Source organism: Roseixanthobacter finlandensis, from assembly GCF_043195105.2.
Taxonomy (GTDB): domain Bacteria; phylum Pseudomonadota; class Alphaproteobacteria; order Rhizobiales; family Xanthobacteraceae; genus NCEH01.
Genome location: NZ_CM195536.1, coordinates 1652727 through 1677203 on the forward strand (window position 1 = coordinate 1652727; position 24477 = coordinate 1677203).

Here is a 24477-nt window from a genome sequence, read left to right on the forward strand (position 1 = left end):
GGATTTGTTCTTCCGTCCTCCTGTGCCGTTCCGACCTCCGCGGCGCGGGAAGCCCGAGCGCTTCCCGCGCCGCGCTTTTGTCCGATACCTCTTCGCGCGGCCGCTTCAGGCCGTTCCCCGGCTCGCTTTCGGCGCTAGGATGAGATGGACGCGAATCTCGAACAAGGTCTGACCTTCTCCATGCGCCTGCTCCTCATCGAGGACGACCGCGACGCGGCGGACTATCTGCGCAAGGCTTTCCGCGAGGCCGGCCACGTGGTGGACCATGCCGGCGACGGGGAGGAGGGGCTCGCGCTCGCCCTCGACGGCAAATATGACGTGCTGGTGGTGGACCGCATGCTGCCCCTCAAGGACGGCCTGTCCATCGTCTCCGACCTGCGGCGGCGCGGCGATACCACGCCGGCGCTGATTCTTTCGGCCCTGGGGCAGGTGGACGACCGGGTGGCGGGCCTGCGCGCCGGCGGCGACGATTATCTGCCCAAGCCCTATGCCTTCACAGAACTGCTGGCACGCGTGGAGGCGCTCTCCCGGCGCGGTGCGCCGCAGGCGGCGGAAACCATCTACAAGGTCGGCGATCTGGAACTGGACCGGCTCGCCCATCGCGTCAGCCGGGGCGGCAAGGACATTCCCCTTCAGCCGCGCGAATTCCGCCTGCTGGAATATCTCATGCGCCATGCCGGGCAGGTGGTGACGCGCACCATGCTGCTGGAAAACGTGTGGGATTATCATTTCGACCCGCAGACCAATGTGATCGACGTCCATGTCTCGCGCCTGCGCTCCAAGATCGACAAGGGGTTCGACGTGCCGCTGCTGCACACGGTGCGCGGCGCGGGCTATATGATTCGCGTCGGGCTGCGCTGATGGCCCTGCGCCATCGCCTCTTGCTCCGGCTGGCCTGACGCCATGCGGATGCCCCGCAACCTGCTGCAACTGGTCCGCACCACGGCGTTCAAGCTGCTGGCGGCCTATCTGGTCGTGTTCGCGCTGTTCTCGGTCGCCATGATCGCCTATGTGGCGTGGCACACGCGCGCGCTGATCGAGAGCCAGGTGGCGGAGAATGTGGAAGGCGAGGTGCGCTTCCTCGCCGAGCAATATCGCATTGGCGGCATCCAGCGCCTGGTCATCGTCATCGACCGCCGCACCCGCCGGCCGGGCTCCTCGATCTATCTGCTGACCAATTTCACCGGCGAGGTGATGGCCTCCAACGTGTCCGATTTGCCCATCGGGCTGCTGGACAAGCCGGGCACGCGCATCACGCCCTATCGCCGCTCCGACGAGCCGGGGGCAAAGGAATTTCTCGCCTTCGTGCAGGTGTTCCAACTGCCCGGCGGCTATCGCCTTCTGGTGGGCCGCGACATCGAGGAACGCGATACCCTGCGCCAATTGGTGGTGCGCCCGGCCCAGGGCGCCCTGGTGCTCATCCTGGTGCTCGGCATCGCGGGGGGCATCTTCGTCACCCGGCGGGTGCTCAAGCGCATCGAATCCATGACCGCCACCTCGGAAACCATCATGGCAGGCGATCTCTCCGGCCGGCTGGCGGTGGACGGCACCGGCGACGAGTTCGACCGCCTCGCCCAGAGCCTCAACACCATGCTGGATCGCATCGAGGCGCTCATGGTCGGCCTCAAGGAGGTTTCCGACAATATCGCCCACGATCTAAAAACGCCGCTCACGCGCCTGCGCAACCGCGCGGAGGAAGCGCTGCGCGGCGCCCATTCGGACGAGGAATGGCGGGCCGCGCTGGAGACCACCATCGAGGAGAGCGATTCCCTGATGCGCACCTTCGACGCGCTGTTGATGATCGCGCGCGCGGAGGCCGGGCAGGCGCGGGACAATATGGTGGACCTGGACCTCGGCGCCATCGCCGAGAATGTCGCCGAACTGTACGAGCCGCTGGCCGACGAGCAGGGCATGGACCTGCGGGTGGACGCGCAGCCGGTGGAGGTTCACGGCATGCGCGAACTGCTCGCCCAGGCGCTCGCCAATCTGGTGGATAACGCGCTCAAATACGGCCGTGTCGCCGAGGGCGAGCGGGGGGAGATCCGCGTCAGCCTGCGCCGCGTGGGCGATGAGGCGGTGCTTGAGGTGGGCGATCGCGGGCCGGGCATTGCGCCGCAGGATCGCGAACGGGTGGTGGAGCGTTTCGTTCGGCTGGACACCAGCCGCTCGCGCCCCGGTTCCGGCCTAGGCCTGTCTTTGGTTGCCGCCGTGGCGCGGCTGCATGGTGGCAGCCTGGCCTTTTCCGACAATGCGCCCGGCCTGCGGGCGACCCTTCGTTTGCCCGTGAAAACGCCATAAGGGCTTGCGCTTAGGCATGGCCTCATGCCTTTAAGTGAGGCAAATGTCCGCTTCCTCCGCTTCGCCCCCTATTGCCGCCGCCTCGCTTGCCGCCTCGATGTGGGAAGCCCCTGTTCTTTGCGATGCTGAGGCGGCAAAGATCAAGCTCGGCTACGCGCTCGAAGGCCTGGACACGGCGGGCCGCGCGCGCATCGACGCCATTCTCGCGGAGCATCCGCGCGCGCGCGCCGTTCTGCTCGGCGTCTCGGAATTCTCGCCGTTTCTCCACGACCTGATCCGCGCCGATCCCCGCTGCCTGCTGCGGGCGCTGGAGGGCGCGCCGGCGGCCCATATCGCCGCCCTCACTGAGGCTTGCCGGCAGGCGGTCGCCCATGCCGCTGACGAGGCGCAGGCGATGACCGCGCTGCGCCGGATGCGCGCGGAAGCCGCGCTCACCATCGCCTTGGCGGATATCGGCGGCGCCATGGATCTGGTGCAGGTGACGCGCGCGCTCACCGACGTGGCGGACACGGCGCTGGGCGCGGCGCTGGATTTCCTGCTCGCCGAGGCGGTTTCCGCCGGAAAGCTCCTGCCGCCCGACCCCGCGACCCCCGCGGTCGGCTGCGGCCTCGCCGTGATCGCCATGGGCAAGCACGGCGCGCGCGAGCTGAATTATTCCTCCGACGTGGATCTGATCGTGGTCTATGACCGCGACGTGGCGCCGCTCGCCGCGGGCGTGGAGCCTTCCCCCTTCTTCGTGAAAATCACCCGCGCTTTGGTGCGCATGCTCCAGGAGCGCACCGGCGACGGCTATGTGCTGCGGGTGGATTTGCGCCTGCGGCCGGACCCCGGCTCGACGCAAGTGGCGCTCTCCACCGCCGCCGCGCTCGCCTATTACGAGCGCGAGGGCGCGACCTGGGAGCGGGCGGCCTATATCAAGGCGCGCCCGGTGGCGGGCGACCTCGCGGTGGGCCGGGAGTTTCTCTCCGATCTTGCCCCCTTCGTCTGGCGCCGCGTGCTGGATTATCGCGCCATCGCCGACGTGCACGCCATGAAGCGCGAGATCCATGCGTTTCGCGGGCACGACGTGGTGGCGGTGGAAGGCCACAATGTGAAGCTCGGGCGCGGCGGCATCCGCGAGGTGGAATTCTTCGTCCAGACCCAGCAGCTCATCGCCGGCGGACGGGATCCGAACCTGCGGTCCTCGCGCACGCTGGAGGCGCTCGACGCGCTGGTGCGCGATTTCTGGATCGCCGGCGCCGTGCGGGACGAACTGGCCGAGGCCTATATCTTCCTGCGCCGGGTCGAGCATCGCATCCAGATGGTGGCGGATGCCCAGACCCACACCTTGCCCGAACAGACCGACGCGCTCGGCGCCTTCGCCCGCTTCATGGGCTATGAGACCCGCGACGCCTTCGCCGCCGCTTTGGTGGATCGCTTGAAGCGGGTGCAGCACCATTACGCGCAATTGTTCGAGGACAGCCCGCCCCCCGCGGTGCTGGACGGGCAATTGCTGTTTCCCCCCGATCATGACGACCGCCAGACCCTGGCAGTGCTCGGCCGGCTCGGCTTTCGCGATCCGCCCGCCGCCAGCATGGTGGTGCGCGGCTGGATGGCGGGGCGCCACCGGGTGCTGCGCAGCGATGTGGCGCGGGGTCAGCTCGCCAGCATCGCGCCGCTGCTGCTGGAGCAATTGTCGCGCGGCGGCGATCCCGACGGGGCGCTGATTGCGGCGGATAATTTCTTCGCCGAACTTTCCGGCGGCCATCTGATGCACGCCTTGCAGCGCCATCCCGATCTGGTGCGGCTGCTGGCCACCATTCTCACGGTCGCCCCGCGCCTCGGCGAGACGTTGGCGCGGCGGCCCTCCCTGCTCGACGCTCTGCTGGATCCGGCCTTCTTCAACAAGCTGCCCGATCAGGCGAGCCTGGAACAGCATCTCGAAATCCTCCTCGACACCGCCGAGAGCGACGAAGAGCAGCTCGACCGCGCGCGCCGCTTCCGCCAGGAACAGCATGTGCTGATCGGCGTGCGCATCGCCTCCGGCACGCTGCCCGCCGCGCGCGCAGGCGAGGCCTATGCGGGCCTCGCCGAAGTCATCATCCGCGCCCTGCACGCGCGCGTCTGGGCACGCTTCCAGGAAGCCCACGGCACGATCGCGGGCGCCGAGACGGCGGTGCTCTCCATGGGCAAGCTCGGCGGCCGGGAAATGACTGCCGGCTCCGATCTCGACCTCATCGTGCTCTATGATTTCGATCCCGAGGCGGACCCATCCTCCGACGGCCCGCGCCCGCTCCATGGCGCGCAATATTTCGCCCGCTTCACCCAGCGCCTGGTCACCGCCCTCACCAGCCTGACCAACGCCGGCAAGCTCTATGACGTGGATCTGCGCCTGCGCCCCTCCGGGCGCTCCGGCCCGGTGGCGACGCGGCTGCGCTCATTCGAGAATTACCAGCGGGACGAGGCCTGGACCTGGGAACACATGGCGCTCACCCGCGCCCGCGTGATCTCGGCGCGGCCGGATTTCTGCGCCCGCGTGGAAGCGGTGATCCGGGACGTGCTGGCCCGTCCGCGCGATCCGCGCCGCATCGCCGGCGACATTCTCGACATGCGCGGCGCCATCGCCGCCGAGAAGGGCGAGGCCGATCGCTGGAATCTCAAGCATGCCCTGGGCGGGCAGGTGGATGTGGAGTTCCTGGCGCAATATCTGGTGCTGGTGCATGCCGCCCAGCATCCGCAGATCGTCGATACGGCGACGGCGCGCATCATCGCGGTGGCGGGCGAACTGCACCTGCTGCCGGCGGAGGACATTCTTCTCCTCGCCAATGCCTGCCGGCTCTACCAGGATCTGACGCAGGTGCTGCGGCTGGCGCTCGACACCCATTTCCTGCCGACGGAGGCGAGCCCGGCCCTGAAGGCGCTCCTCGCCCGCGCCGGCGAGATGCCGGATTTCGCCACCCTGGACGCCCATCTGCGCGAAACCCAGGACCGGGTGCGCGAGATTTTTACCCGCGTGCTGGAGCAGGCGGCGGGATAGGGTCCATCGACGTTGGCGGGGACGGACCTGAAAGCGGGCGGCGCTTTCCCCGCTCGCCTTTCGTTTCGTCATGGCCGGGCGTGTCCCGGCCATCCACGCCGCGCCGACGTCACGATTCCTGAAAAGCCGGTACCGGCGGCACCGCGTGGATGCACGGGTCGAGCCCGTGCATGATCATGTGCATGCCCAGGTGTCGCGCCATGAAGGTTGATCCGGTCTCGGCGGCCGCCTTACGCGCTGCTGCTGCGGGTGCGGCCTCACACCACCGAGGTGAGGCGCGGGGTTTCGTTGGAATTGGCCGCGCCGCCGTCCAGCGGCAGGCGGATGATGACGGTGGTGCCCACCCCTTCCTGCGAGCGGATGCGCATCGCGCCGCCATGCAGCTCGGTCAGTGACTTGGCGATCGCGAGCCCGAGCCCGGACCCCTTGTGGGTCTTGGTGAACTGGCTTTCCACCTGCTCGAACGGCCGGCCCAGCTTGGCCAGGGCGTGCTTGGCGATGCCGATGCCGCTGTCCTCGATGGCGATCACCGCCGCCCCGCCGTTCACCCGCGCCTTGATGGCGATCCGCCCGCCCTCGGGCGTGAACTTCACCGCATTGGAGAGCAGGTTCAGCAGGATCTGCTTCAGCGCCCGCTTGTCCGCCCGCACCGCGAGCCCTTCGCCGGCCTCGGCGGTGACGGAGATCTGCTTCTCCTGCCCCTTGAGCGCCATGACGCGCAGGGCATCCGTGACGATTTCGTCGAGCCGCACGTCCTCCAGCTCCAGCTGCATGCGGCCGGCCTCGATCTTCGACATGTCGAGGATGTCGTTGATGACGTCCAGCAGATAGGTGCCCGAGCCTTTGATGTCGCCGCAATATTCCGCGTATTTTTCCGATCCGAGCGGGCCGAACATGCCGCTCTCCATGATCTCGGAAAAGCCGATGATAGCATTGAGCGGCGTGCGCAATTCGTGGCTCATATTGGCCATGAACTCGCTCTTGGCGCGGTTGGCGTCCTCGGCGCGGTTCTTTTCTTCCGAATATTTCTCCGCCAGCTCGGCCAATTGCTGGGCTTGAAGCTCCAGGGTCTGCTGGGATTTGCGCAGGTCGGCGACCAGCGCCATCAGGCGCTTCTCATTGTCCATGAGGCGTTCCTCATGGCGCTTGAGCGGGGTGATGTCGGTGCCCACCGAAACGTAGCCGCCGTCTTTCGTGCGGCGCTCGGCGATCTTCAGCCAGCGGCCGTTGGAGAGCTGGGCCTCGAACGCCCGCGAGCCCTCTTCCGGCTTATCCTCCGGCTTCAGCGGCGTGCGCGTGACCGGGTGGCGGCCGACGGTGGCGATGGTGTCGAACGAGGTGCCGACCTGGATCGCGTCGTCCGGCAATTCATGCAGGCTCTGGAATTTGGAATTGCAGAGCACGAGCCGGTTCTGGCTGTCCCACAGGACGAAGGCTTCCGAGATGCTCTCGATGGCGTCGCGCAGGCGGGTGTCGGCGGTCACCGTGCGTTCCGCCATGCGCTGGGCCTCGGTGACATCCATGGCTATGCCGATGAGGTGCGGGCCGTCCTCGCCGCCCTGCTGCACCACTTCGGCGCGCATGCGCAGCCACACGAAGTCGCCGCGCGCGGTGCGCATGCGGAACACCCGGTCCACCGAGGCGCCGGGGCGATCCGCGAGGTCCTGGGCCAGTTCGTAGAGGTTCACGTCGTCCGGATGCACCAGCTTGGCGATGTCGCCGAACGAGAGCAACTCGTCGCGCCGGTCCAGCCCGAGAATCTCGAACATGGTGTCGGACCAGTACATGCGGCCGCGCGCCATGTCCCAATCCCACATGCCGCAGCGGCCGCGGTTCAGCGCGGTGTCGATGCGCACGCGCACGGTGTCATAGATGTGGTCCGCCTCGCGCGCCCGGCTCGCCTGCCAGTGGAAGGAGAAGCCGAGGATGAGCAGCACCGCGCCGGTGGTGGTGAACAGCGTCACCGTCAGCGTGGTGCTCTCCGACCAGGTGGCGAGCGCCCGCGCCATGGGCTGCATATAGATGATCTGGCCGAGCGGCGGGTTGAGGTTGCGCACGGTGGCGAGCGCACTGTCCTCGCCGAACGGGATTTCCAGCACGCCGGCGCGCTCGGCGAAGACCGTGAGCGGCTGGGAGGGATCGAGCACATCGGCCAGCGTCGCCGCCGGCGGCAGGCCCTGCGGCGCCGAGGCGAGGATGCGGCCCTGGGGATCGGTCACATAAATGCGGCGTCCGCCCAGCGTCGCGCGGGGCGGAAGGGATTCCTGCAAGGCCTGGCTGATGCGCGCAAGATTGCCGCCCAGGCGCTGGCTCAGCCCCTCGGCTGTCGCGAGCGCGAGCAGGCTGAGGTCGTCCTTGGCGTTGTCGATCACCGCCTGTCGGTGGCTGTGCACTTGCACAACGGCGCCGATGCCGATGACGAGAAGGAAGGTGATGATCAGCGCCGGGACGATCCGGCGCAGAAAAGGCTCGGCTTCGAGAAGCCGCTGGTAGGCGGGTCGTGCTACGGATTTTGCCAATCCACCTATGGCATGACCGCGCACACCGACGCTCTCAGCGTTGGCGCGTGCCATCGCCGGCCCCTCCTCCGGTGTCCGGTCTCAGGGCGGCCACGCCCTTCGACCTATCGTCCTCACAAGACTTGGAGGGACGTGCCGCATCTCTCCGAATCGGGGTCGATTGGACTCGAATCGGGGGGGTGTTGTCTAGAGTCCGGGAGAGTCAAGACCGCAAAAATTCACGCACTTCGCGGGTTATTTTACCGTTGTGGGATCCGCTGCGGCATCGCTCAAGCTGCATCGAGGGTGCGGGCCTCGCTTTGCCGTGCCGCCAGCGTCAGCGCGGGCGATTCAGCCGGGCGCATCCATCGCGCATAGACTTCAACCATAAAGTCCACGAACACCCGCACCTTCAGGTCCTGCGTCGCGCGGGCCGGGAACAGGGCGACCGTCTCCAGCGGTTCGCGGCGCTGCCAATCCGGAAGCACCACCTCCAATTCCCCGGCGTCGATGCGCCGGCGGGCGAGGCAGCGTGACATCATCAGGATCCCGGCGCCGCCTAAGGTCTGCCGTAGGGCCATGATTGCATCATTGGTGACGAGGGCGGGCTGAATCTGCAGGTCCAGCGGACCACCAGGCCCGTCGAGCTCCCAATGCAGCGGCCCGGGACGGTAGCGCACCGCCACTAGGTCGTGCAGGCCGAGCTCGCTCGGATGGGAGGGGCGGCCCTTGCGGTCGAGATAGGCCGGGCTTGCGAGCAGGCTCAGCGTCTGCAATCCCAATGAGCGCACATGATAGCTGGAATCGCGCACCGGCCCGGGGCGCACCGCGACATCATAGCCGTGCTCGGAAAGGTCGAGCGGGTGGTTGTCGAGGGTCAGGTTGAGCTGCACCTTGGGATAGCGGGCGCGGAAGGTCGCGAGTTCCGGCTCCAGGATCAAAATGGCCGGCGCATAGGTGATGAGCACCTTCAGCGGGCCTTCCGGCTCCTTGGTGAGGGCACGGGCGCTGGCTTCGGCGCGGTCAAGTACCGCGATCGCGTCGACGCATTGGTTGTAATAGGCTTGCCCCGCCTCGCTCGGCCACACCCGGCGCGTGGTGCGGTGGAGCAATTGCACGCCGAGCCGATCTTCCAGCGTCTTCAGCTTTCGGCTGACCGAGGTTGCGGGAAGACCCAGCTGCGCGGCGGCTGCGCTGAAGCTGCCGCGCTCGACCACCCGCAGGAACACCTCAATATCATCGAAGCGCGCCATGGCGTTGCTTCCTCTTGCAGACGGAAAGGGACGCGGCGCGCATCGCCGCGCACCGCGTCCTGGTCCGGACCGTTTAACGTGATATGGGTGTTACTCGCCCGTTCCGCCAACGCTGTACTCGGCCTGGCTCGTACGGGTGGGCTGGGCGCTCCGGGCGGGGAAGATGGCGTTCAGCGAATGGCCGGCGGTCGGGACCTCCGCATAGCCGAGCGGGGCGATGGCGGACCGCTCGGCGGCCTGCGCCTCGCGGGCCGACTCGGCCGCGACCGCATAGGCCTCCTTGTTCATGGCGGTGACGTATTCATCGGCGCTGGCGGCGCCGGAAACGGTCAGGGCCGCACCGATGGCGAGGGCTGCAAGGGTAAGATTGCGCATGGAAAGTCTCCTGCATTTGGAAGCCGGCGGGACCGGCGTGTTGATGCAGGGAACCTAATCATTAGCCGACGACGGGATAATGCGCCAAATGCGCAGCTCATTATCCCGTTTTTGTCGATAATCTCTGCGTTACCCAAGCGATCTCATCGCAATGTCGGCCACATCCTCGGACAGGCCGGGCGTTTCCGCAACCCGTCGCAGCGCGCGTTCCGCATGTGCGGCGCGGCCCGCCTCCAATTGCCGCCAGGTCTTGAAGGCGGAGAGCATGCGCGAGGCCACCTGAGGATTGGTGCCGTCGAGCCCCAGGACCACCTCCACGAGGAAATCATAGCCCGCCCCGTCGGCGCGATTGAACTGGGTGGCATTGCCGGTGGCGAACGCGCCGATGAGGGCCCGCACGCGGTTCGGATTGGTCATGGAGAAGAAGGGCATCAGCGACAGGCGCTTCACCCGCTCCAGCGTCCCGGTCTCGGGGATCATCGCCTGGAGGCTCAGCCATTTGTCGATCACCAGCGGATCGTTCTCGAACCGGCGGAAGAAGGCGTCGAGGGCTTGCGTGCGCTCGGGCGTGTCGTGCTGGGACAGAACGGCGAGGGCGGCGAAGCGGTCGGTCATATTGTCCGCCGCCTCGAACTGCGCCACGGCGCGGGCGAGCGCTTGCGGCGTGCCGGGCAAGGTCAGGTAATCGAGGCTGAGATTGCGCAAGGCACGGCGGCCGGCGGACGCCGCGTCGGGGGCATAGGGGCCGGGCGTGCCAAGGGCCGCGTAAGCCTCCGCGAACAAATCACCGAGGCCCTCGGCGAACGCTTTGCGCAGGGTCTTGCGGGCGGCGAAGACGGCATCGGGATTGACGTTGCGCGCCAGCTCCCGCGCCACTTCCGCTTCGCCCGGCAAGGCCAGAGCCTGCGCCTTGAAGGCGGGATCGAGCGTCGCATCGCTCAGGAGCAGGCGCGCGGCCTCAACCAGGGCTTTCGGATCGGGCAGGGTGCCGGTGCGCGCGCCATCCTTTAGCAAAGCGAAGGCCAAGCCCTGGAGCGCGTCGAAGCGGTTGAACGGATCGCTGTCGTGGGCCGCCAGGAACACCAGATCCTCGCTGGTGAGGTTGGACGACAGGTTCACCGGCGCCGAGAAACCCCGGTTGAGCGAGGCCACGGGCCGCGTGCCGATGCCGGTGAAGACGAAGCTCTGCCGCGGCGCCGTGATTTCCAGAACGCCGTCCTGCACTTGGGTGCCATCCTCCAGAACCAGCGGCATGTCGCTGCCATTGGGACCGACGAGGCCGAGCGCCAGCGGGATCACCAGCGGCTGCTTCTCGCTCTGGCCGGGCGTCGGCGGGGTCGATTGGGCGACATCGAGGCGGAACGTGCCGGCGGCCGCGTCATAGGCGCCGGTGACCTCGAGCCGGGGCGTTCCGGCTTGCGCATACCAGAGCGCGAAAGCATCGAGATCGCGGCCGGTGGCGTCGGCGAAGCATTTCAGGAAATCCTCGATGGTGGCGGCGTGTCCATCGTGGCGGGTGAAGTAAAGATCCATGCCGGCGCGGAACCCCTCTTCGCCCAGAAGGGTCTTCAGCATCCGCACCACTTCGGCGCCCTTCTCATAGACGGTCGCCGTGTAGAAATTATTGATCTCGCGATACACCTGCGGCCGCACCGGATGGGAGAGGGGACCCGCATCCTCGGTGAATTGCTGGGCTTTGAGCAGGCGCACGTCGGCGATGCGCTTTACCGGGCGCGAGCGCTGGTCGGAGGAGAATTCCTGGTCGCGGAAGACGGTCAGGCCCTCCTTCAGGCACAGCTGGAACCAGTCGCGGCAGGTGATGCGGTTGCCGCTCCAATTGTGGAAATATTCGTGGGCGATGATCGCCTCGATATTGGCATAGTCTGCGTCGGTCGCGGTTTCCGGTGTCGCCAGAACGTATTTGTCGTTGAAGACGTTGAGCCCCTTGTTCTCCATCGCGCCCATGTTGAAGTCGGACACGGCGACGATATTGAACACGTCGAGGTCGTATTCGCGGCCGAACGCCTGTTCGTCCCAGCGCATGGAGCGCTTCAGCGCGTCCATGGCATAGGCGGCGCGGTCCGCCTTTCCCGGCTCCACATAGATGCCGAGTTCCACCGGGCGCCCGGAGGCGGTGACGAAATGGCTCGGCACCTTGTCGAGCTTGCCGCCGACCAAGGCGAACAGATAGCTCGGCTTGGGCCAGGGATCGTGCCAGACCGCATAATGGCGGTTGGTGCCGGCGATCGGGCCGTTCTTCTCAAGATTGCCATTGCCGAGCAGGATCGGCGCCTCGTCTTTGTCCGCCTCGATGCGGGTGGTGTAGACGGCGAGCACGTCCGAGCGGTCGGGGAAATAGGTGATGCGGCGAAAGCCTTCGGGCTCGCACTGGGTGCAATAATTGGCGCTGGTGCGGAACAGGCCCATCAGCTGGGTGTTCGCGGTGGGGTCCACCAGGGTTTCGATTTCCAGCATCAGGCGATCCGCCGGCGGGGCGGGAATCACCAGCGCCTGGGGCGTCGCCTCATAGGCGCCACCGGCCAGCGGCGCGCCGTTGATCGCCACGCGCACCAGCGTCAGGCCGTCGCCGTCGAGCGCGATGGGGGCGCCCGCGGTGCCGGCGGGATTGCGGCGCAGGGCGAGGCGGGAGACCACGCGCGTCGCGGTCGGATGCAGCAAGATATCGAGATCGACGGTATCCACCAGCCATTCGGGTGGGTGGTAATCGGCCAGGCGCACGGGTTGGGGCTCGGCTTCACGCATCGATCACTCCGGGACAAGCAACGGTCTTAGAGCGCGATCCGAGCAAATTGAATCAATTTGCTCGTGAATCGCCCTCTAAACTTGAGGAAAGAGAACGCGTTATCCGTTCGGCTTGCGATGCAAGCTGAACGGCGCGTGCTCTAGCGCCTGCGGCGCGCGGGAAGACTAGGCCGTCGCAATGGGCGGGGGAAGGGGCGGGCGCGCAGGGGCGAAACTGCGAGGGTTTCTCCCGTTGCAACGGCCAAGGTAGAAATATTCAAGAACGCATGACCATGAAGTATCCGCATTTCAGACAAGGCTTCTCCCCACGGGAACTTTAGGCCTGTCTCCGGCTTTTCCGCAGCGGAGGTCTGTTTCATGGTTCGCTTCAAAGCCCTGGATGCTTGGCGCGGGATCTGCGCGCTGCTGGTGGTTCTATTCCATTTCTGCTTCGTGTTCCGTTCGCCGCTGATGGGAACGCCGATCGTCACCAATGCATTTTTGTTTGTGGACTTTTTCTTTGTCCTCAGTGGCTTCGTGGTGTGCCATGCCTATCGCGACCGGCTGGGGGATGCGCCATCGTGGCGCGCCTTCGTGGTGCGCAGGTTCGGCCGGCTGTGGCCGCTGCATGCGGCCATGCTCGCGCTGTTCATCGCCTTCATCACTTTGGTGAACCTGCTGCCGCACCCCGAGCGTTTCGCCTTCACGCTCGGGCCGAGCGAATATTCCGCCATCGCCATTCCCATCCATTTGCTGCTGCTGAACGCGGTGGATCTGCACGGCATGGCCTGGAACGCCCCGAGCTGGAGCATCGGCGCGGAATTCTACACTTACCTGCTGTTCGGCGCGGTCTGCGTGCTGACGCTGCGGCGTCTCAGCCTCGCCGCGGCCGCCTTGGTGCTGGCGAGCATCGCGCTCCTGGCCATGGTCGCTCCCAGCTACATGAATTCCACCGCCGATTTCGGCCTGTTCCGCTGCGTGGCCGGCTTCTTCACCGGCGTCGTCGCCTATCGCCTGCACGAATTATGGGGCCACCGGCGCCTGCCGTTGGCGACGGCGTGGGAAGCGGGCATCGTCGCGCTCGTGGCGCTGTTCGTGATTCGCGCGAGCCACGGGCCGGATGCGGTGCGCGCGCTCAGCCTCGCGGCGCCGCTGGCGTTCGCCGCGGCGGTGCTGGTGTTCGCCCGCGAACAGGGGGCGATCTCGCGCCTGTTGCGGGCGCGCCCGTTCGCGGCGCTCGGGCGCTGGTCCTATTCCATCTATATGAGCCATCAATTGGTTCTGATGGCGGCGGCGTTCCTGGCCTGGAGCCTTGCGGGCGCGGCCGGCGTCGCGCTGGAGCGCGAGGTGATGGTGGAGGGGCACGCCAAGACGCTCTACGATCTCGGCGGCGTGTGGCAGAGCCATGCGGCGTTGGCGGGCGTGCTTTTGGTGGTGCTGGCGCTCTCGGCGCTCACCTATTCCCGCATCGAGGAGCCGGCGCGGCTCGCCTTCAACGCCTTTGCCAAGCGCATGGTGCGCGGGGAAGCGGTGCGCCGCGCGTTCGCCCAGGTGCGGGCGCGGCGGGTTTCTAACATGACATAAGCCCACATCAGTGGCTTGAAGCTGGCGCGGCCGGCGGGTGCTCCCCGCCGGCCGCGCCATTTTTTTTGCGTTCAGGCTTTCCGTAAGGTCAGGACTTCAGCGCGTCCAGTTCCTCGGTCAGCTCGGCGACCGTGCGGTCGATCATGGTGCGGGCGAAATCGTCGATCGGCAGGCCGGTGACGCGCTCATAGCTGCCATTGGCGCAGATCGCCGGAACGCCCGCATAGACGCCCTCGGGAATGCCATAGCTGCCGTCGGACGGCAGGCCCATGGAGACCCAATCGCCGTTCGAGCCCTGGAACCAGTCGTGCATGTGGTCGATGGCGGCGTTCGCGGCGGACGCGGCCGAGGAGGCGCCGCGCGCTTCGATGATCGCCGTGCCGCGCTTGGCGACGGTGGGGATGAAGGTGTCGCGATACCAGGCTTCGTCATTGATCAGCTCGGGCAGGCTCTTGCCGCCGGAGGTGGCGAAGCGCCAGTCGGCGAACATGGTGGGGGAATGATTGCCCCACACGGCCATCTTCTGGATGCTGGCGACATCGACGCCGGCCTTGGCGGCCAGCTGGGAGAGGGCGCGGTTGTGATCCAGGCGGAGCATCGCGTTGATGTTCTCGCGCGGGAAGTCCGGCGCGTTCTGGGCCAGGATGGCGGCATTGGTGTTGGCGGGATTGCCGACCACCAGCACGCGGGCGTCGCGGCTGGCCGCTTCGTTCAGGGCGCGGCCCTGCACCTTGAAGATTTCGCCGTTGGCCAGCAGCAGGTCGCGCCGCTCCATGCCCTTCGAGCGCGGACGCGAGCCCACCAGGATGGCGGCATCCACGTCGCGGAAGGCGACCTTGGGATCATCGGTGATGGTGACGCCGGCGAGCAGCGGGAAGGCGCAGTCTTCCAGTTCCATCACCACGCCGCCCACGGCCGCCTGGGCCTGCGGCAGGTCGAGCAGCTGCAGCACCACCGGCTGGTCGGCGCCGAACACGTCGCCGTGCGCAAGACGGAACAGCAGGGAGTAGCAAATCTGGCCGGCGGCTCCGGTCACTGCGATACGCTTGGCGGGACGTGTCATGAGGCTGAGCTCCAAAACGGATCGGACGCGAATGTGTCCGGCTCCGGCTTATAAGACGGCTTTCGTGACGTTTCAGCAGGGATTTGTTCCAAAGAGCCTGTTTGGAAAAGTCGGACGGCTCGGTCCGCCGGGCCGTTCCGGCGCCCGGTGCGCCGAAACCTTGGCGCGATGCGCGCCATCGCGCCGGCGTCTTCTGCTGCCGGAGGCCAAAAACGCCCTGACGGACCTCGGCCGCCGATGTCCCAAACCGGCTCTAAGGCGCGCCCGATCTAGGTCCGATCGACATTCAGCCGCGGGGTGGATCGTCGAGGCGCCTGACGGCCGGTGCGCGCCATCGTCTTTATTTCACCGGCCGTCATGGCCGGGCTCGTCCCGGCCATCCACGCCACGCCGCCCGCGCGCGCCTTGAAAAGCTGGCGCCGGCGGGGCCGCGTGGATGCACGGGTCAAGCCCGTGCATGACGATGCTCTGCTGGAATCGCGCCGGACCAGGAATGTCGATCGGTTCTGAAGCGCGGCGCCCTCAGCTGGCGGCGAGCCGCGCCTCCAGCGCCTCATAGAGCGGATTGTCGGAGGCGAACACATATTCCATCGCCCCCACCGTCACCATGCTGGCGCCTTCCGCCCGCAGGAAGGTGGCGAGGCCATGCAAGGTGTCCGGCGGGCAGTGCAGGGTGAGCATGCCGGACGAGGTCGGCCCGCCGAACGGCGCCACGCAGCGAAAGCGCTCCACCGCCTGCGCCACCAGGTCGGCATCGCACGAACCGAAGCGCGTGCGCACCTCGCGCATGGTGCGGGCGCGCTTTTCCGCCGCCATGCGGTCGAAAATGGCGCGGGCGACGGCGCGGGTTCCCGCGGTCCAGGGCGCCGTGAGGGAGGCCACCAGATTGGCTTCCGAACGCAGCATCACCCCGTCGTCCACCACCTTGAGCGCATTGGCGGACAAGGTGGCGCCGGTGGTGGTGATGTCGACGATCAGCTCGGCGCTGCCAGCGGCCGGCGTGCCCTCGGTCGCGCCCGCGCTTTCGACGATGCGATAATCGACGATGCCGTGACGGGCGAAGAAGCCCCGGGTGAGGTTCACATATTTGGTCGCGACGCGGATGCGCCGGCCGGTGCGGCTGTGGAAATGGCTCGCCACATCGTCCAAATCGTCCATGGTGCGCACGTCGATCCAGGCCTGCGGCACCGCGACCACCACATTGGCATGGCCGAAGCCGAGCTTCTCCAGCAGCGCGACGCGGGTATCGGCGTGGGAGATGTTCTCGCGCACCAGGTCTTCGCCCGTGACGCCCACATGGGCGGTGCCGGAGGCGAGCGCGGCCGCGATCTCGGAGGCCGAGAGATAGGCCACTTCCACATTCTCCACCCCGCCGATGGCGCCGCGATAGTCCCGGGCGCCGCGCGCCTGGAGCAGCGGCATGCCGGCGCGGGCGAAGAAGGCCTGCACGTTCTCCTGCAGCCGGCCCTTGGAGGGAACGGCGAGAATCAAGGTGTCGCTCATCGTCCCGCCTCCCCATCGGCCGGGCGCGCCGCGGCCTTGTCCATCGCGGCTTCATCCAGCTTTGCGAGGCGCTCGACCCATGCGGCGAGGCCCACGGCGGGCACCACCGCGCCGCCGAGCCGCTCCAGCAAGCGATCATAGCGCCCGCCCGCCACCAGCGGACCGTCCACGCGCCCGTGCGGATCGTGCAGCTCGAACACCATGCCGCTGTAATAATCGAGCGGCCGGCCGAAGGCGGCCGAGAATTGGATATCCGAAAGGGCGATGCCGTGGGCGCTGATGAAGCCGGCGCGGCGGTCGAACGCGTCGAGCGCGGCGTCGAGCGCGATGCCGGCGTCCTTCGCCAGCGCCCGCAGGCGGGCCGAGGCATCGTCCGGATTGCCCGTGATGTCCAGATAGCGCCCGAGAATCACAGCCGTTTCCGACGACAGGCCGTTGCCCGCGTCGAGCGAGGCCTGTTCCAGGAACCGTTCGGCGATCTCCGAAACGCTGCGCCCGCCCACCGTGGTGATGCCGGCGATGGAGAGCAGGTCGGTGATCAGGGCGCGCGCGCCTTCCGGGTCCGAGCCGGTGAGCGCGTTCAGCACGCCGGCATGGCTCGCGCCATTGCTCGCGCGCTCGGCGTTGAGGCGGGTGAGGTCGGCGTCCAGGCTGCTCTGGCCGAAATCCTTCAGCAGCCGCCGCCGCCACGCCGGGGGCAGGGGAAGCGCTTCGAGCAAGGCGGCGAACAGGGCCACGTCGCCGAGACGGATCGCCGGGGCCGGCATGTTGTAGATGGTGCAGGTTTCCAGCCCGAGGGCGAGAATCTCCGCGTCCGCCGCTTCAAGATCGGTGCGGCCGAAGGATTCGACGCCGGCATGGCGGAACTCGCCGCAGCTCTCGCCACGAAAGCGGAACACCGGGCCGAGATAGCTCACGAAGGTCGGCAGCGGCGCGCCGGACTGGAGCACCTGCCGCGCGACGGGGATCGTCAGGTCCGGCCGAAGGCAGAGTTCCTGCCCCTCCATGTCGGTGGTCAGATACAGCTGGCGGCGGATGGATTCGCCCGAAAGATCCAGAAACACGTCCGCCGGCTGGAGAATAGGCGTGTCGATGCGCACGAAGCCGGCAGCCTCGTAGCGTGCGAGAAGGGCATCGTCCAGGGCGCGGCCTGTGCGCTCGGGAAATCGGCTTTGCGCCTTGGAGGGCATGGAATTCGTCCGCCGCGGTCCGGATAAGGGCTCAAGTGTTCGCGCGGCTTCTAGCAAAGGCGAAGCCCTCAGGCCACCCCGGCCTGCCCGATGGGCGCTTAAGCCTCGCGCCCGGCTCGGCTATGGTGCGCGCAATGACGAGGGAATCGGCGGGCCAGCCCGCAGGCCCGCCCGCCGCACGCGAAAGGAAAGCCCATGGCTGACGCTCCCAAAACCGCCCCCCAGCCCAAAGGCGCCAGCGCCGGCCCGGCGGTGGCAAGCCTCTCCTTCGAGATGGCCCTGGCCGAGCTCGAAGGGATCGTGCAGCGCCTGGAGCGCGGCGACGTGCCCCTGGAAGAGAGCATCGCCATCTATGAGCGCGGCGAGGCGCTGAAAGCGCGCTGCGATGCGCTGCTGAAGGAGGCCGAGGCGCGGGTCGAGACCATCACCCGCGAGTCCGACGGCCGCCCGAGCGGCACGGCGCCGCTCGATCCGGGCTGACCTGTGCCAGCGCGGGACAGGGCCTCGCCGCCGGAACGAACGGGCGGGGAACACAGCGGGTCCGAATCGGACGCCGCGCCCCGTGCGGGCTTTGTTCTTTTTAGTACAGGCCGGGAATGATGCGCTTGGTGCGGGCGCAATAGGCCTCATATTGCGCGCCGAAGGTCTCGCGCATCATCGCTTCCTCCTGTCCGACGCGGAAGAAGAACAGGATGCCGAAGCCGATGAGGCCGGAAAATCCCGCCAGCAGGTTCGGCAGCAGCAGAGCCTGCGCCACCGCCCACAGGAAAAACGCGGAATACATGGGGTGGCGCACCTGCGCATAGACGCCCGACGTCACCAGCTGATGCGCGTCCTTGATCTCCAGCGTCACCGACCAGTTGCGGCCGAGATCGCGATGGGTGCGCCAGAACAGCCAGAGCGAAAACGCGAACACGGCGACGCCCGCCGCCACCTGAAGCGGGGAGGGGGCGTAGCTCAGCGCGCGGGGAAAGCCGGTCGCCGCATAGAGCGCCGGAAGAATGCCGAGCCCGAGCGTGGAGATGGACAGCAGCACCATTTCCCGCGTGGTGCGGTGGCGCCGGTCCGCAACCCTGGCTTTCCGCGCCCTGCGCTCGAACGGCATGCGGATGACGTACCAGGCGATGACGCCGAGCGCCCAGGCCAGTTTCGCGATGGCGAGCGTGCTCATGGGCGCGTCCTGCTCCTGCTCTTGGGATTTTGCCGTCTCTTGGGATTTTGCCGCGCGCGGCCGCCCGCCTTCGGGCGCGCCTTGAGGGACGCCGGCTTTTTCGTCGCCGATGCGGCCGAGGTGTCGGCCGCGCCGCCCACCGCGGTCGCCTGGCGATAGGCGAGGGGCATGAGTGCGCCGTCGGGCGCGAAGATGGCCATCGGCCCGTCGATCTGGCGCACCATCTCGTCGAAGGTCACGGGCGCGCAGATGAAGGCGTAGAAATCGTACGGCGCCTTGCGGTCGTTCGCGAGGAAGAACTGGCAGTGCAGGCGCATCACGTCGAAGCGGAAGCGGGCATAGGTCTTGGGGGTGAGCAGGCCGCGAATGGTGATCTGCCGCACGAACGGCCGGCGCCGCCCGTCCGCATTGCCGGCATGGCCGAGCGTGACCGGATTGACCTTGTAGAAGCTGACGATGTCGTCGCGCGCCTGGAATTCCGCCCAGCCCACCGCTGGGGCGGCATGCACCTTGCGCGCGGCCGCCCGCAGGCGGGTGCCGGCGGGATGCAAAGCGAATTTCGCGGTGGTGGAACCGAGGGTCAGCAGGCGGATCGGGATCCGCGCGCCGAATCTCGGTTCGCGCGCCAGCACCTGCGCCACCAGGCTCACCACATGCATGGCGCCGAGGCTGTGGCCGGCGATGACGATCTCGTCCACGCCACCCTGCCGCGCCACCTCGCGCACCCGCGTCGCGAAGGCGGTGATGCGCGCATCGATGGCGGGATGCCGGCCGCGCGCGTAATCCACCGAGAATTCCGCAAGATCCAGCGATTGCTTGAGGCGCAGCCGCTTGCCCAGCGTCGCCATGAGGCCGAAGAACACCCCCGCCGTCGCCACCGCGCCGAGGAGCAGCGCCGGGACCAGGCCGAGCGGCGCGGTGGCGAAATTGGCCGCGCCATAGCCGGCGGCGAGCGCTGCGGCCGTGATCGCCAGCAGCACCACATAGGTGAGCACGAAGAAGATGCCGTAGCGGTGGCTCAGGCGGAAATAGCGCACCACCGTGCCGCTCGCGATCATGTCGGCGAGCGCGCGGGTCGTGCCGAGAATGTGCGACCAGCGGCCGCGCGCCATGTCGGCGCGCACGAATTCGTCCCAGGCGAGCAACTCGAAGCGCGTGCGCGTGGACCAGCCGGGGCCGTTGGCGTGGGTATTCCACGCGGCGCCCGTGAGGGTGGCTTCCGGGGCGGGATCGCAGCCGGTCGCGACGCTCCAGACCTTGGCGAATCGGGCAAGCTCGCGGGTGAAGACCTTGTGATGGCCTTCCGCGCTCATGGGATCGAAGCCCGCCACGAAGAAGAAGTGGCGGCGGAGCATCTGGTCTGGTTCGTGCGCGGCCATGGTCGTTGGCCTTCTATCGGAGCGCGGCGCGCGATGAAAGGCCCCGCGCCCGCACGGGCCGGGGATGGCGCGTTGTGGCGCGGCGCGGCGGGGTGCTACCACCAAGCGGCACGCGCCGCGCGGAGAACCCATGACCCCGAACGAGACTGAGGCCACGGATACTGAAGCCACGGCAGCGCCGTTGGTGAGCGTGATCCTGGTTTCCTACAACAGCGGGGCGGTGATCGGCCGCGCCATCGCCTCCGTGCCCGAGGGGTGCGAGGTGATCGTGGTGGACAATGCGAGCCCGCAGGGCACCGGCTTCATGGATGGCCTCGCGCGGTCCGCCCGCTTGATCGCCTTGCCGCGCAATTTCGGCTTCGGCACCGCCTGCAATGAAGGCGCGCGCGCTGCGCGGGGCGAATATGTCTTCTTCCTCAATCCCGACGCGGCTCTGGCGCCGGGCGCGCTGGATCGGCTGGTGGCGGCCGAACGCGCCTATGGCCCGGCGATCCTCATGCCCTCGATCCTCAGTGACACCGGACGCCCCATGCGCAAGGAGGGCTCGATCCTTGAGCCGGTGCCGCGCGCGGCAAGGCTCAAGGCGGAAGAGATCGCCGGCGATTATTGCACGCGCTTCGTGCACGGCGCCGCCTTCCTCATGAAACGGGCGGAATTCCTCGCGCTCGGCGGGTTCGACGAGCAGATTTTCCTCTATCACGAGGACGACGACCTGGCCTTGCGGGCGCTGGCGCGCGACCTGCCCATCATCGTGGTGCCGCAGGCGCAAGTGTCCCACAGCGGCGGGAAATCCAGCCCCCCGTCCTGGGGCGCCACCTTCGCCATCAATCGCTACAAGAAGCGCTCGGAACTCTATGTCCGCCGCAAATACGGGCGCCAGCCCCAGATGGCGACGGACGCCCTGCGCCTCGCCGGCGGGTGCCTGCTGGCGCTGGCGACCCTCGACATGCACCGCTTCATGATCCGCGCGGGCAAGCTCGCCGGCCTGCTCGACGGGCCACAGGCGCCCACCGGGCCGGGGCGGGATCGCGAGCTTTAGGACCCACCTTGGGACGCGCCGCCCCTCGCATCTATGGTTAACGGGCCTGGCCGTGTGCGTTGCACATGCCCATTTGTATGTGTAAGGCTTTTTGGCCCGGATACGCCGGGTGCGATCCCCGGCTCAGCCGTTCGGGTCGGCGCGAGGACCGGCGGTACTTGCGGATGATGGGGCCGGCGATGCCGGCGGATTAACAGGGCCGGCGATCCCGGCAGATTAACAGGGCCGGCGATGCCGGCATGTGCGGAGTGTTCCGTGACCGCTTCCAAGACCCCGCTTCTCGATACGGTGCGCAGCCCCGCTGATGTGCGACGCCTGCCGGACGAAAAGCTGCCCCAGCTCGCCGACGAGCTGCGGCTCGAAACCATCGACGCGGTCTCCGTCACCGGCGGGCATCTCGGCGCGGGTCTCGGCGTGGTTGAATTGTCGGTGGCGCTGCATCACGTTTTCGATACCCCGCACGACCGCTTGATCTGGGACGTGGGGCATCAATGCTATCCCCACAAGATCCTCACCGAGCGGCGCGACCGCATCCGCACGCTGCGCCAGGGCGGGGGCCTCTCCGGCTTCACCCAGCGCGCCGAGAGCGTGTACGACCCGTTCGGCGCGGCCCATTCCTCCACCTCCATTTCCGCCGGCCTCGGCATGGCGGTGGCGCGCGACCTCTCGGGCGAGGAACGCAATATCGTCTGCGTCATCGGCGACGGCGCCATGTCGGCGGGCATGGCCTACGAGGCCATGAACAATGCCGGCGCCATGGACAGCCGGCTGATCGTTATCCTCAACGACAACGACATGTCGATCGCCCCGCCCACGGGCGCCATGTCGGCTTATCTCGCGCGGCTCATTTCCGGGCGCACCTATCTTTCCCTGCGCGAGATCGGCAAGCAGCTCGCCGGCCATATGCCGAAGTTCGTCGAGCGCGGCGCCCAGCGGGCGGAGGAGTTCGCGCGCGGCTTCTGGACCGGCGGCACCCTGTTCGAGGAGATGGGCTTCTATTACGTGGGGCCCATCGACGGCCATAATTTCGAGCACCTGCTGCCGGTGCTGCGCAATGTGCGCGACGCCAAGACCGGGCCGATCCTGGTCCATGTGGTGACCCAGAAGGGCAAGGGCTACGCCCCCGCCGAGGCCTCCGCCGACAAATATCATGGCGTGGTGAAGTTCGACGTCGTCACCGGGGCGCAGGTCAAGGCCAAGTCCAATGCGCCGACCTATACCCGCGTGTTCGCCGAGAGCCTGATCAACGAGGCGCGGCACGACGACAAGGTGGTGGCCATCACCGCCGCCATGCCGAGCGGAACCGGGCTCGATCTGTTCGGGCAGGCGTTCCCGAACCGCACGTTCGATGTCGCGATCGCCGAGCAGCACGCGGTGACGTTCGCCGCCGGGCTCGCCGCGGAAGGCTACAAGCCGTTCTGCGCGCTCTATTCCACCTTCCTCCAGCGGGCCTATGACCAGGTGGTGCATGACGTGGCGCTGCAGGGCCTGCCGGTGCGCTTCGCCATCGACCGGGCCGGCCTCGTGGGCGCGGACGGCGCGACCCATGCCGGCGCCTACGACCTCGCGTTTCTCGGCTGCCTGCCGGGCTTCACCATCATGGCCCCGTCCGACGAGGCCGAGCTGACCCATATGATCGCCACTGCCGTCGCTTATGACGACGGGCCGAGCGCGATCCGCTTCCCGCGCGGCGAGGGCGTGGGCGTGGAGCGGCCGGAGCGGGGCGAGGTGCTGCCCATCGGGCGCGGCCGCCTGCTGCGCGAGGGCACGGACGTGGCGCTGGTCGGCCTCGGCACGCGGGTTGCGGCTTGCCTTGCGGCGGCGGAGCGGCTGGCGGACCTCGGCATTTCCGCGAGCGTCGCCGACGCGCGCTTCGCCAAGCCCATCGACCAGGACCTGATCGGCCGCCTGGCCCGTGCGCATGAGGCGCTGATCACGGTGGAGGAAGGCTCCATCGGCGGTTTCGGCAGCCAGGTGATGCAGTTCCTGAGCGATGCCGGGGCGCTGGATCGCGGCCTGAAGCTGCGCGCCATGGTGCTGCCGGACATCTATATCGACCAGGAAACCCCCTCCCGCCAGATCGCCCAGGCCGGCCTCGACGCCGACGGCATCGTGGCGAAGGTGCTTTCGGTGCTGCAACGCGCCGACCGCATCGGTTTGACCCGGCGGGCCTGAGCCGGCCGGGCCTTATGTTGCGCCTCGGCTGATCGCGCGGCGTCAGTTGGTCTTGCAGGCGCTTTCGAACGCGCCGAAGGCGTCCGGCGCGCCGGCGAGGGCCACCTGCTGCTTGACGCCCTTGGTCTCGACCGTCAGCAGCTTGCCGCCGGCGAGCAGGGCCTTGACGTCGGTCATCTTGGCGCCGGCTTCCACGTCCACGGCGCCGTTTTCCTCATTGGCGATTGCGCGGCCGGGAAGCTCCTTCTTCACCTTGCCGGCGGTCAGCACGATGCGGGCGGTCTCCTCAGCCTTCAGCCCCTTGGAGCCGATATAGGAGCTGACGAGCACCATCTCCTTGCCCTTGTCGCAGGTGAAGCTGATGATCGCCTCGTCCGTCTCCGGCACACCGAAGGTCAGGGTCGCCCCGGTATCGCTGTTGCTGCTGGCCCATTGCATCTTCACCTGGGCCGCCGCGGGCATCGCGGAGGCGGCGAGAAGCGCGAGCGCGAGGACCTTACGATACATGCTCAATTCCTCACAAAATGGCGCGGGATCATAGCCGTCCGCCGGAAAAGGGGAAGCCGGCGGGGAGGTGCGCGTGCCGACGTGGTGAATTTCGGTTGTCTGTTACCGTGACGTCAGGCACGCACGCTCGAAATCCTGAAGCCGGCTCCGCGCGCCCGCGAGCGGCAGTGTCTGCGTCTGGCCCGCGAGGCGGATGGTGAGGGTGTCCCCGTCGCGGAAAATATCGAACACGCGCGGCTCCAGGCTCACCGCCGCCTCGACCACCAGCAGGCCGTCGCTGGAGCCGAGAAAGGCGCTCGCCGCCAGTTCCAGATGGCGCTTGCCACTGGAGAGCGACAGCGCGACCCCGTCGCCGGACCGGATCTTGGTGGAATTCACCTCCAGCGCGATCTGAAGCAATTGCGCCGAGGGCTGGCACGTCGCGGCGAACGCCGGATCGGCGGCGCGGGGCTGGCCGAAGCGCAGCACATAGGTGTCATCCCCGCGCACCAGGCTCCACACGCGCGTATCGGGGGGCAGCTGGGTCTTGGATGCGCTGGCCTTGGCGGATTTGGTTTTGGCGGATTTGCCTGAACTGGATTTGCCGGTGCCGGCCTGAGAGCTGTTGGCTTGTGCAACGCCGGTCCCGATGGGCACCGCGGCAAGCACCAGGGCGCAGCAGGCTGCGAGGGCGATACGCATACA

The 24477-nt window shown here is 67.8% G+C and carries 19 protein-coding genes; 8 read left to right on the forward strand and 11 right to left on the reverse strand.

Features of this window, described 5'->3' with window-relative positions; genetic code table 11:
- The first annotated feature begins 144 nt into the window (after positions 1-144).
- The 3 genes from V5G24_RS07650 to V5G24_RS07660 are packed head-to-tail and all read left to right on the forward strand — an operon-like array spanning position 145 to position 5314.
- Positions 145-861, forward strand: a complete 717-nt coding sequence (locus V5G24_RS07650; RefSeq protein ID WP_394084653.1) for a response regulator transcription factor — start codon at positions 145-147, stop codon at positions 859-861.
- A gap of 42 nt (positions 862-903) precedes the next feature.
- On the forward strand, positions 904-2298 hold the full coding sequence (locus V5G24_RS07655; RefSeq protein ID WP_394084654.1) for an ATP-binding protein: 1395 nt from the start codon (positions 904-906) through the stop codon (positions 2296-2298).
- A gap of 43 nt (positions 2299-2341) precedes the next feature.
- Positions 2342-5314 carry a bifunctional [glutamine synthetase] adenylyltransferase/[glutamine synthetase]-adenylyl-L-tyrosine phosphorylase gene (locus tag V5G24_RS07660; RefSeq protein ID WP_394084655.1) on the forward strand — a complete coding sequence of 991 codons (2973 nt, stop codon included), beginning with the start codon at positions 2342-2344 and terminating at the stop codon, positions 5312-5314.
- Between the two features lie 257 nt (positions 5315-5571).
- On the opposite strand, the gene V5G24_RS07665 is transcribed toward V5G24_RS07660, so the two are convergent.
- The 4 genes from V5G24_RS07665 to pepN all read right to left on the reverse strand — a co-directional run bounded on the left by V5G24_RS07665 (position 5572) and on the right by pepN (position 12203).
- Positions 5572-7887, reverse strand: a complete 2316-nt coding sequence (locus V5G24_RS07665) for an ATP-binding protein (protein ID WP_394084656.1) — start codon at positions 7885-7887, stop codon at positions 5572-5574.
- A gap of 215 nt (positions 7888-8102) precedes the next feature.
- Positions 8103-9065, reverse strand: a complete 963-nt coding sequence (locus tag V5G24_RS07670; RefSeq protein ID WP_394084657.1) for a LysR family transcriptional regulator — start codon at positions 9063-9065, stop codon at positions 8103-8105.
- Between the two features lie 90 nt (positions 9066-9155).
- Positions 9156-9440 (reverse strand): hypothetical protein, encoded by a 285-nt coding sequence (locus V5G24_RS07675; RefSeq protein ID WP_394084658.1) that lies wholly within the window; start codon positions 9438-9440, stop codon positions 9156-9158.
- A 129-nt stretch (positions 9441-9569) separates the two neighbouring features.
- Entirely contained in the window at positions 9570-12203 is a 2634-nt protein-coding gene (gene pepN, locus V5G24_RS07680) for an aminopeptidase N (RefSeq protein ID WP_394084659.1), read from the reverse strand.
- 357 nt (positions 12204-12560) lie between these two features.
- On the opposite strand from pepN, the gene V5G24_RS07685 reads away from it, so the two are divergent.
- The gene (locus V5G24_RS07685) at positions 12561-13766 is read left to right on the forward strand and encodes an acyltransferase family protein (protein WP_394084660.1); all 1206 of its coding nucleotides are present in this window, start codon (positions 12561-12563) and stop codon (positions 13764-13766) included.
- An 88-nt stretch (positions 13767-13854) separates the two neighbouring features.
- Here the strand turns inward: V5G24_RS07685 and V5G24_RS07690 are convergent, their stop codons facing one another.
- Positions 13855-14829, reverse strand: a complete 975-nt coding sequence (locus V5G24_RS07690) for a malate dehydrogenase (RefSeq protein WP_394084661.1) — start codon at positions 14827-14829, stop codon at positions 13855-13857.
- Between the two features lie 324 nt (positions 14830-15153).
- On the opposite strand from V5G24_RS07690, the gene V5G24_RS07695 reads away from it, so the two are divergent.
- A complete protein-coding gene (locus V5G24_RS07695) occupies positions 15154-15339 on the forward strand; it encodes a hypothetical protein (protein ID WP_394084662.1) in 186 nt (61 codons plus the stop codon).
- Positions 15340-15351: 12 nt separating this feature from the next.
- Here V5G24_RS07695 and hisG read toward each other — a convergent pair whose 3' ends face one another.
- Positions 15352-16332, reverse strand: coding sequence for an ATP phosphoribosyltransferase (hisG, locus tag V5G24_RS07700; protein WP_394084663.1), 981 nt, complete (start codon positions 16330-16332; stop codon positions 15352-15354).
- Positions 16329-17522 (reverse strand): ATP phosphoribosyltransferase regulatory subunit, encoded by a 1194-nt coding sequence (locus V5G24_RS07705; RefSeq protein WP_394084664.1) that lies wholly within the window; start codon positions 17520-17522, stop codon positions 16329-16331. Before V5G24_RS07705 ends, hisG begins: the two co-directional genes overlap by 4 nt.
- Positions 17523-17717: 195 nt before the next feature.
- Here V5G24_RS07705 and V5G24_RS07710 point away from each other — a divergent pair, with 195 nt between their 5' ends.
- Positions 17718-18002: an exodeoxyribonuclease VII small subunit gene (locus V5G24_RS07710; protein WP_394084665.1), complete on the forward strand. Its 285-nt coding sequence runs from the start codon at positions 17718-17720 to the stop codon at positions 18000-18002.
- A gap of 100 nt (positions 18003-18102) precedes the next feature.
- Here the strand turns inward: V5G24_RS07710 and V5G24_RS07715 are convergent, their stop codons facing one another.
- Positions 18103-18693 (reverse strand): protein-S-isoprenylcysteine O-methyltransferase, encoded by a 591-nt coding sequence (locus V5G24_RS07715; RefSeq protein ID WP_394084666.1) that lies wholly within the window; start codon positions 18691-18693, stop codon positions 18103-18105.
- On the reverse strand, positions 18690-20072 hold the full coding sequence (locus tag V5G24_RS07720) for an alpha/beta fold hydrolase (RefSeq protein ID WP_394084667.1): 1383 nt from the start codon (positions 20070-20072) through the stop codon (positions 18690-18692). Before V5G24_RS07720 ends, V5G24_RS07715 begins: the two co-directional genes overlap by 4 nt.
- 130 nt (positions 20073-20202) lie before the next feature.
- Between V5G24_RS07720 and V5G24_RS07725 the strand changes: the two genes are divergently transcribed.
- Together V5G24_RS07725 and dxs are read left to right on the forward strand one after the other, a co-directional pair.
- Entirely contained in the window at positions 20203-21111 is a 909-nt protein-coding gene (locus V5G24_RS07725; RefSeq protein ID WP_394084668.1) for a glycosyltransferase family 2 protein, read from the forward strand.
- Positions 21112-21342: 231 nt separating this feature from the next.
- The gene (dxs, locus tag V5G24_RS07730) at positions 21343-23286 is read left to right on the forward strand and encodes a 1-deoxy-D-xylulose-5-phosphate synthase (RefSeq protein ID WP_394084669.1); all 1944 of its coding nucleotides are present in this window, start codon (positions 21343-21345) and stop codon (positions 23284-23286) included.
- Positions 23287-23328: 42 nt separating this feature from the next.
- On the opposite strand, the gene V5G24_RS07735 is transcribed toward dxs, so the two are convergent.
- The gene (locus tag V5G24_RS07735; protein WP_394084670.1) at positions 23329-23793 is read right to left on the reverse strand and encodes a hypothetical protein; all 465 of its coding nucleotides are present in this window, start codon (positions 23791-23793) and stop codon (positions 23329-23331) included.
- A gap of 102 nt (positions 23794-23895) precedes the next feature.
- Entirely contained in the window at positions 23896-24474 is a 579-nt protein-coding gene (locus V5G24_RS07740) for a hypothetical protein (protein ID WP_394084671.1), read from the reverse strand.
- Between the last annotated feature and the right edge of the window lie 3 nt (positions 24475-24477).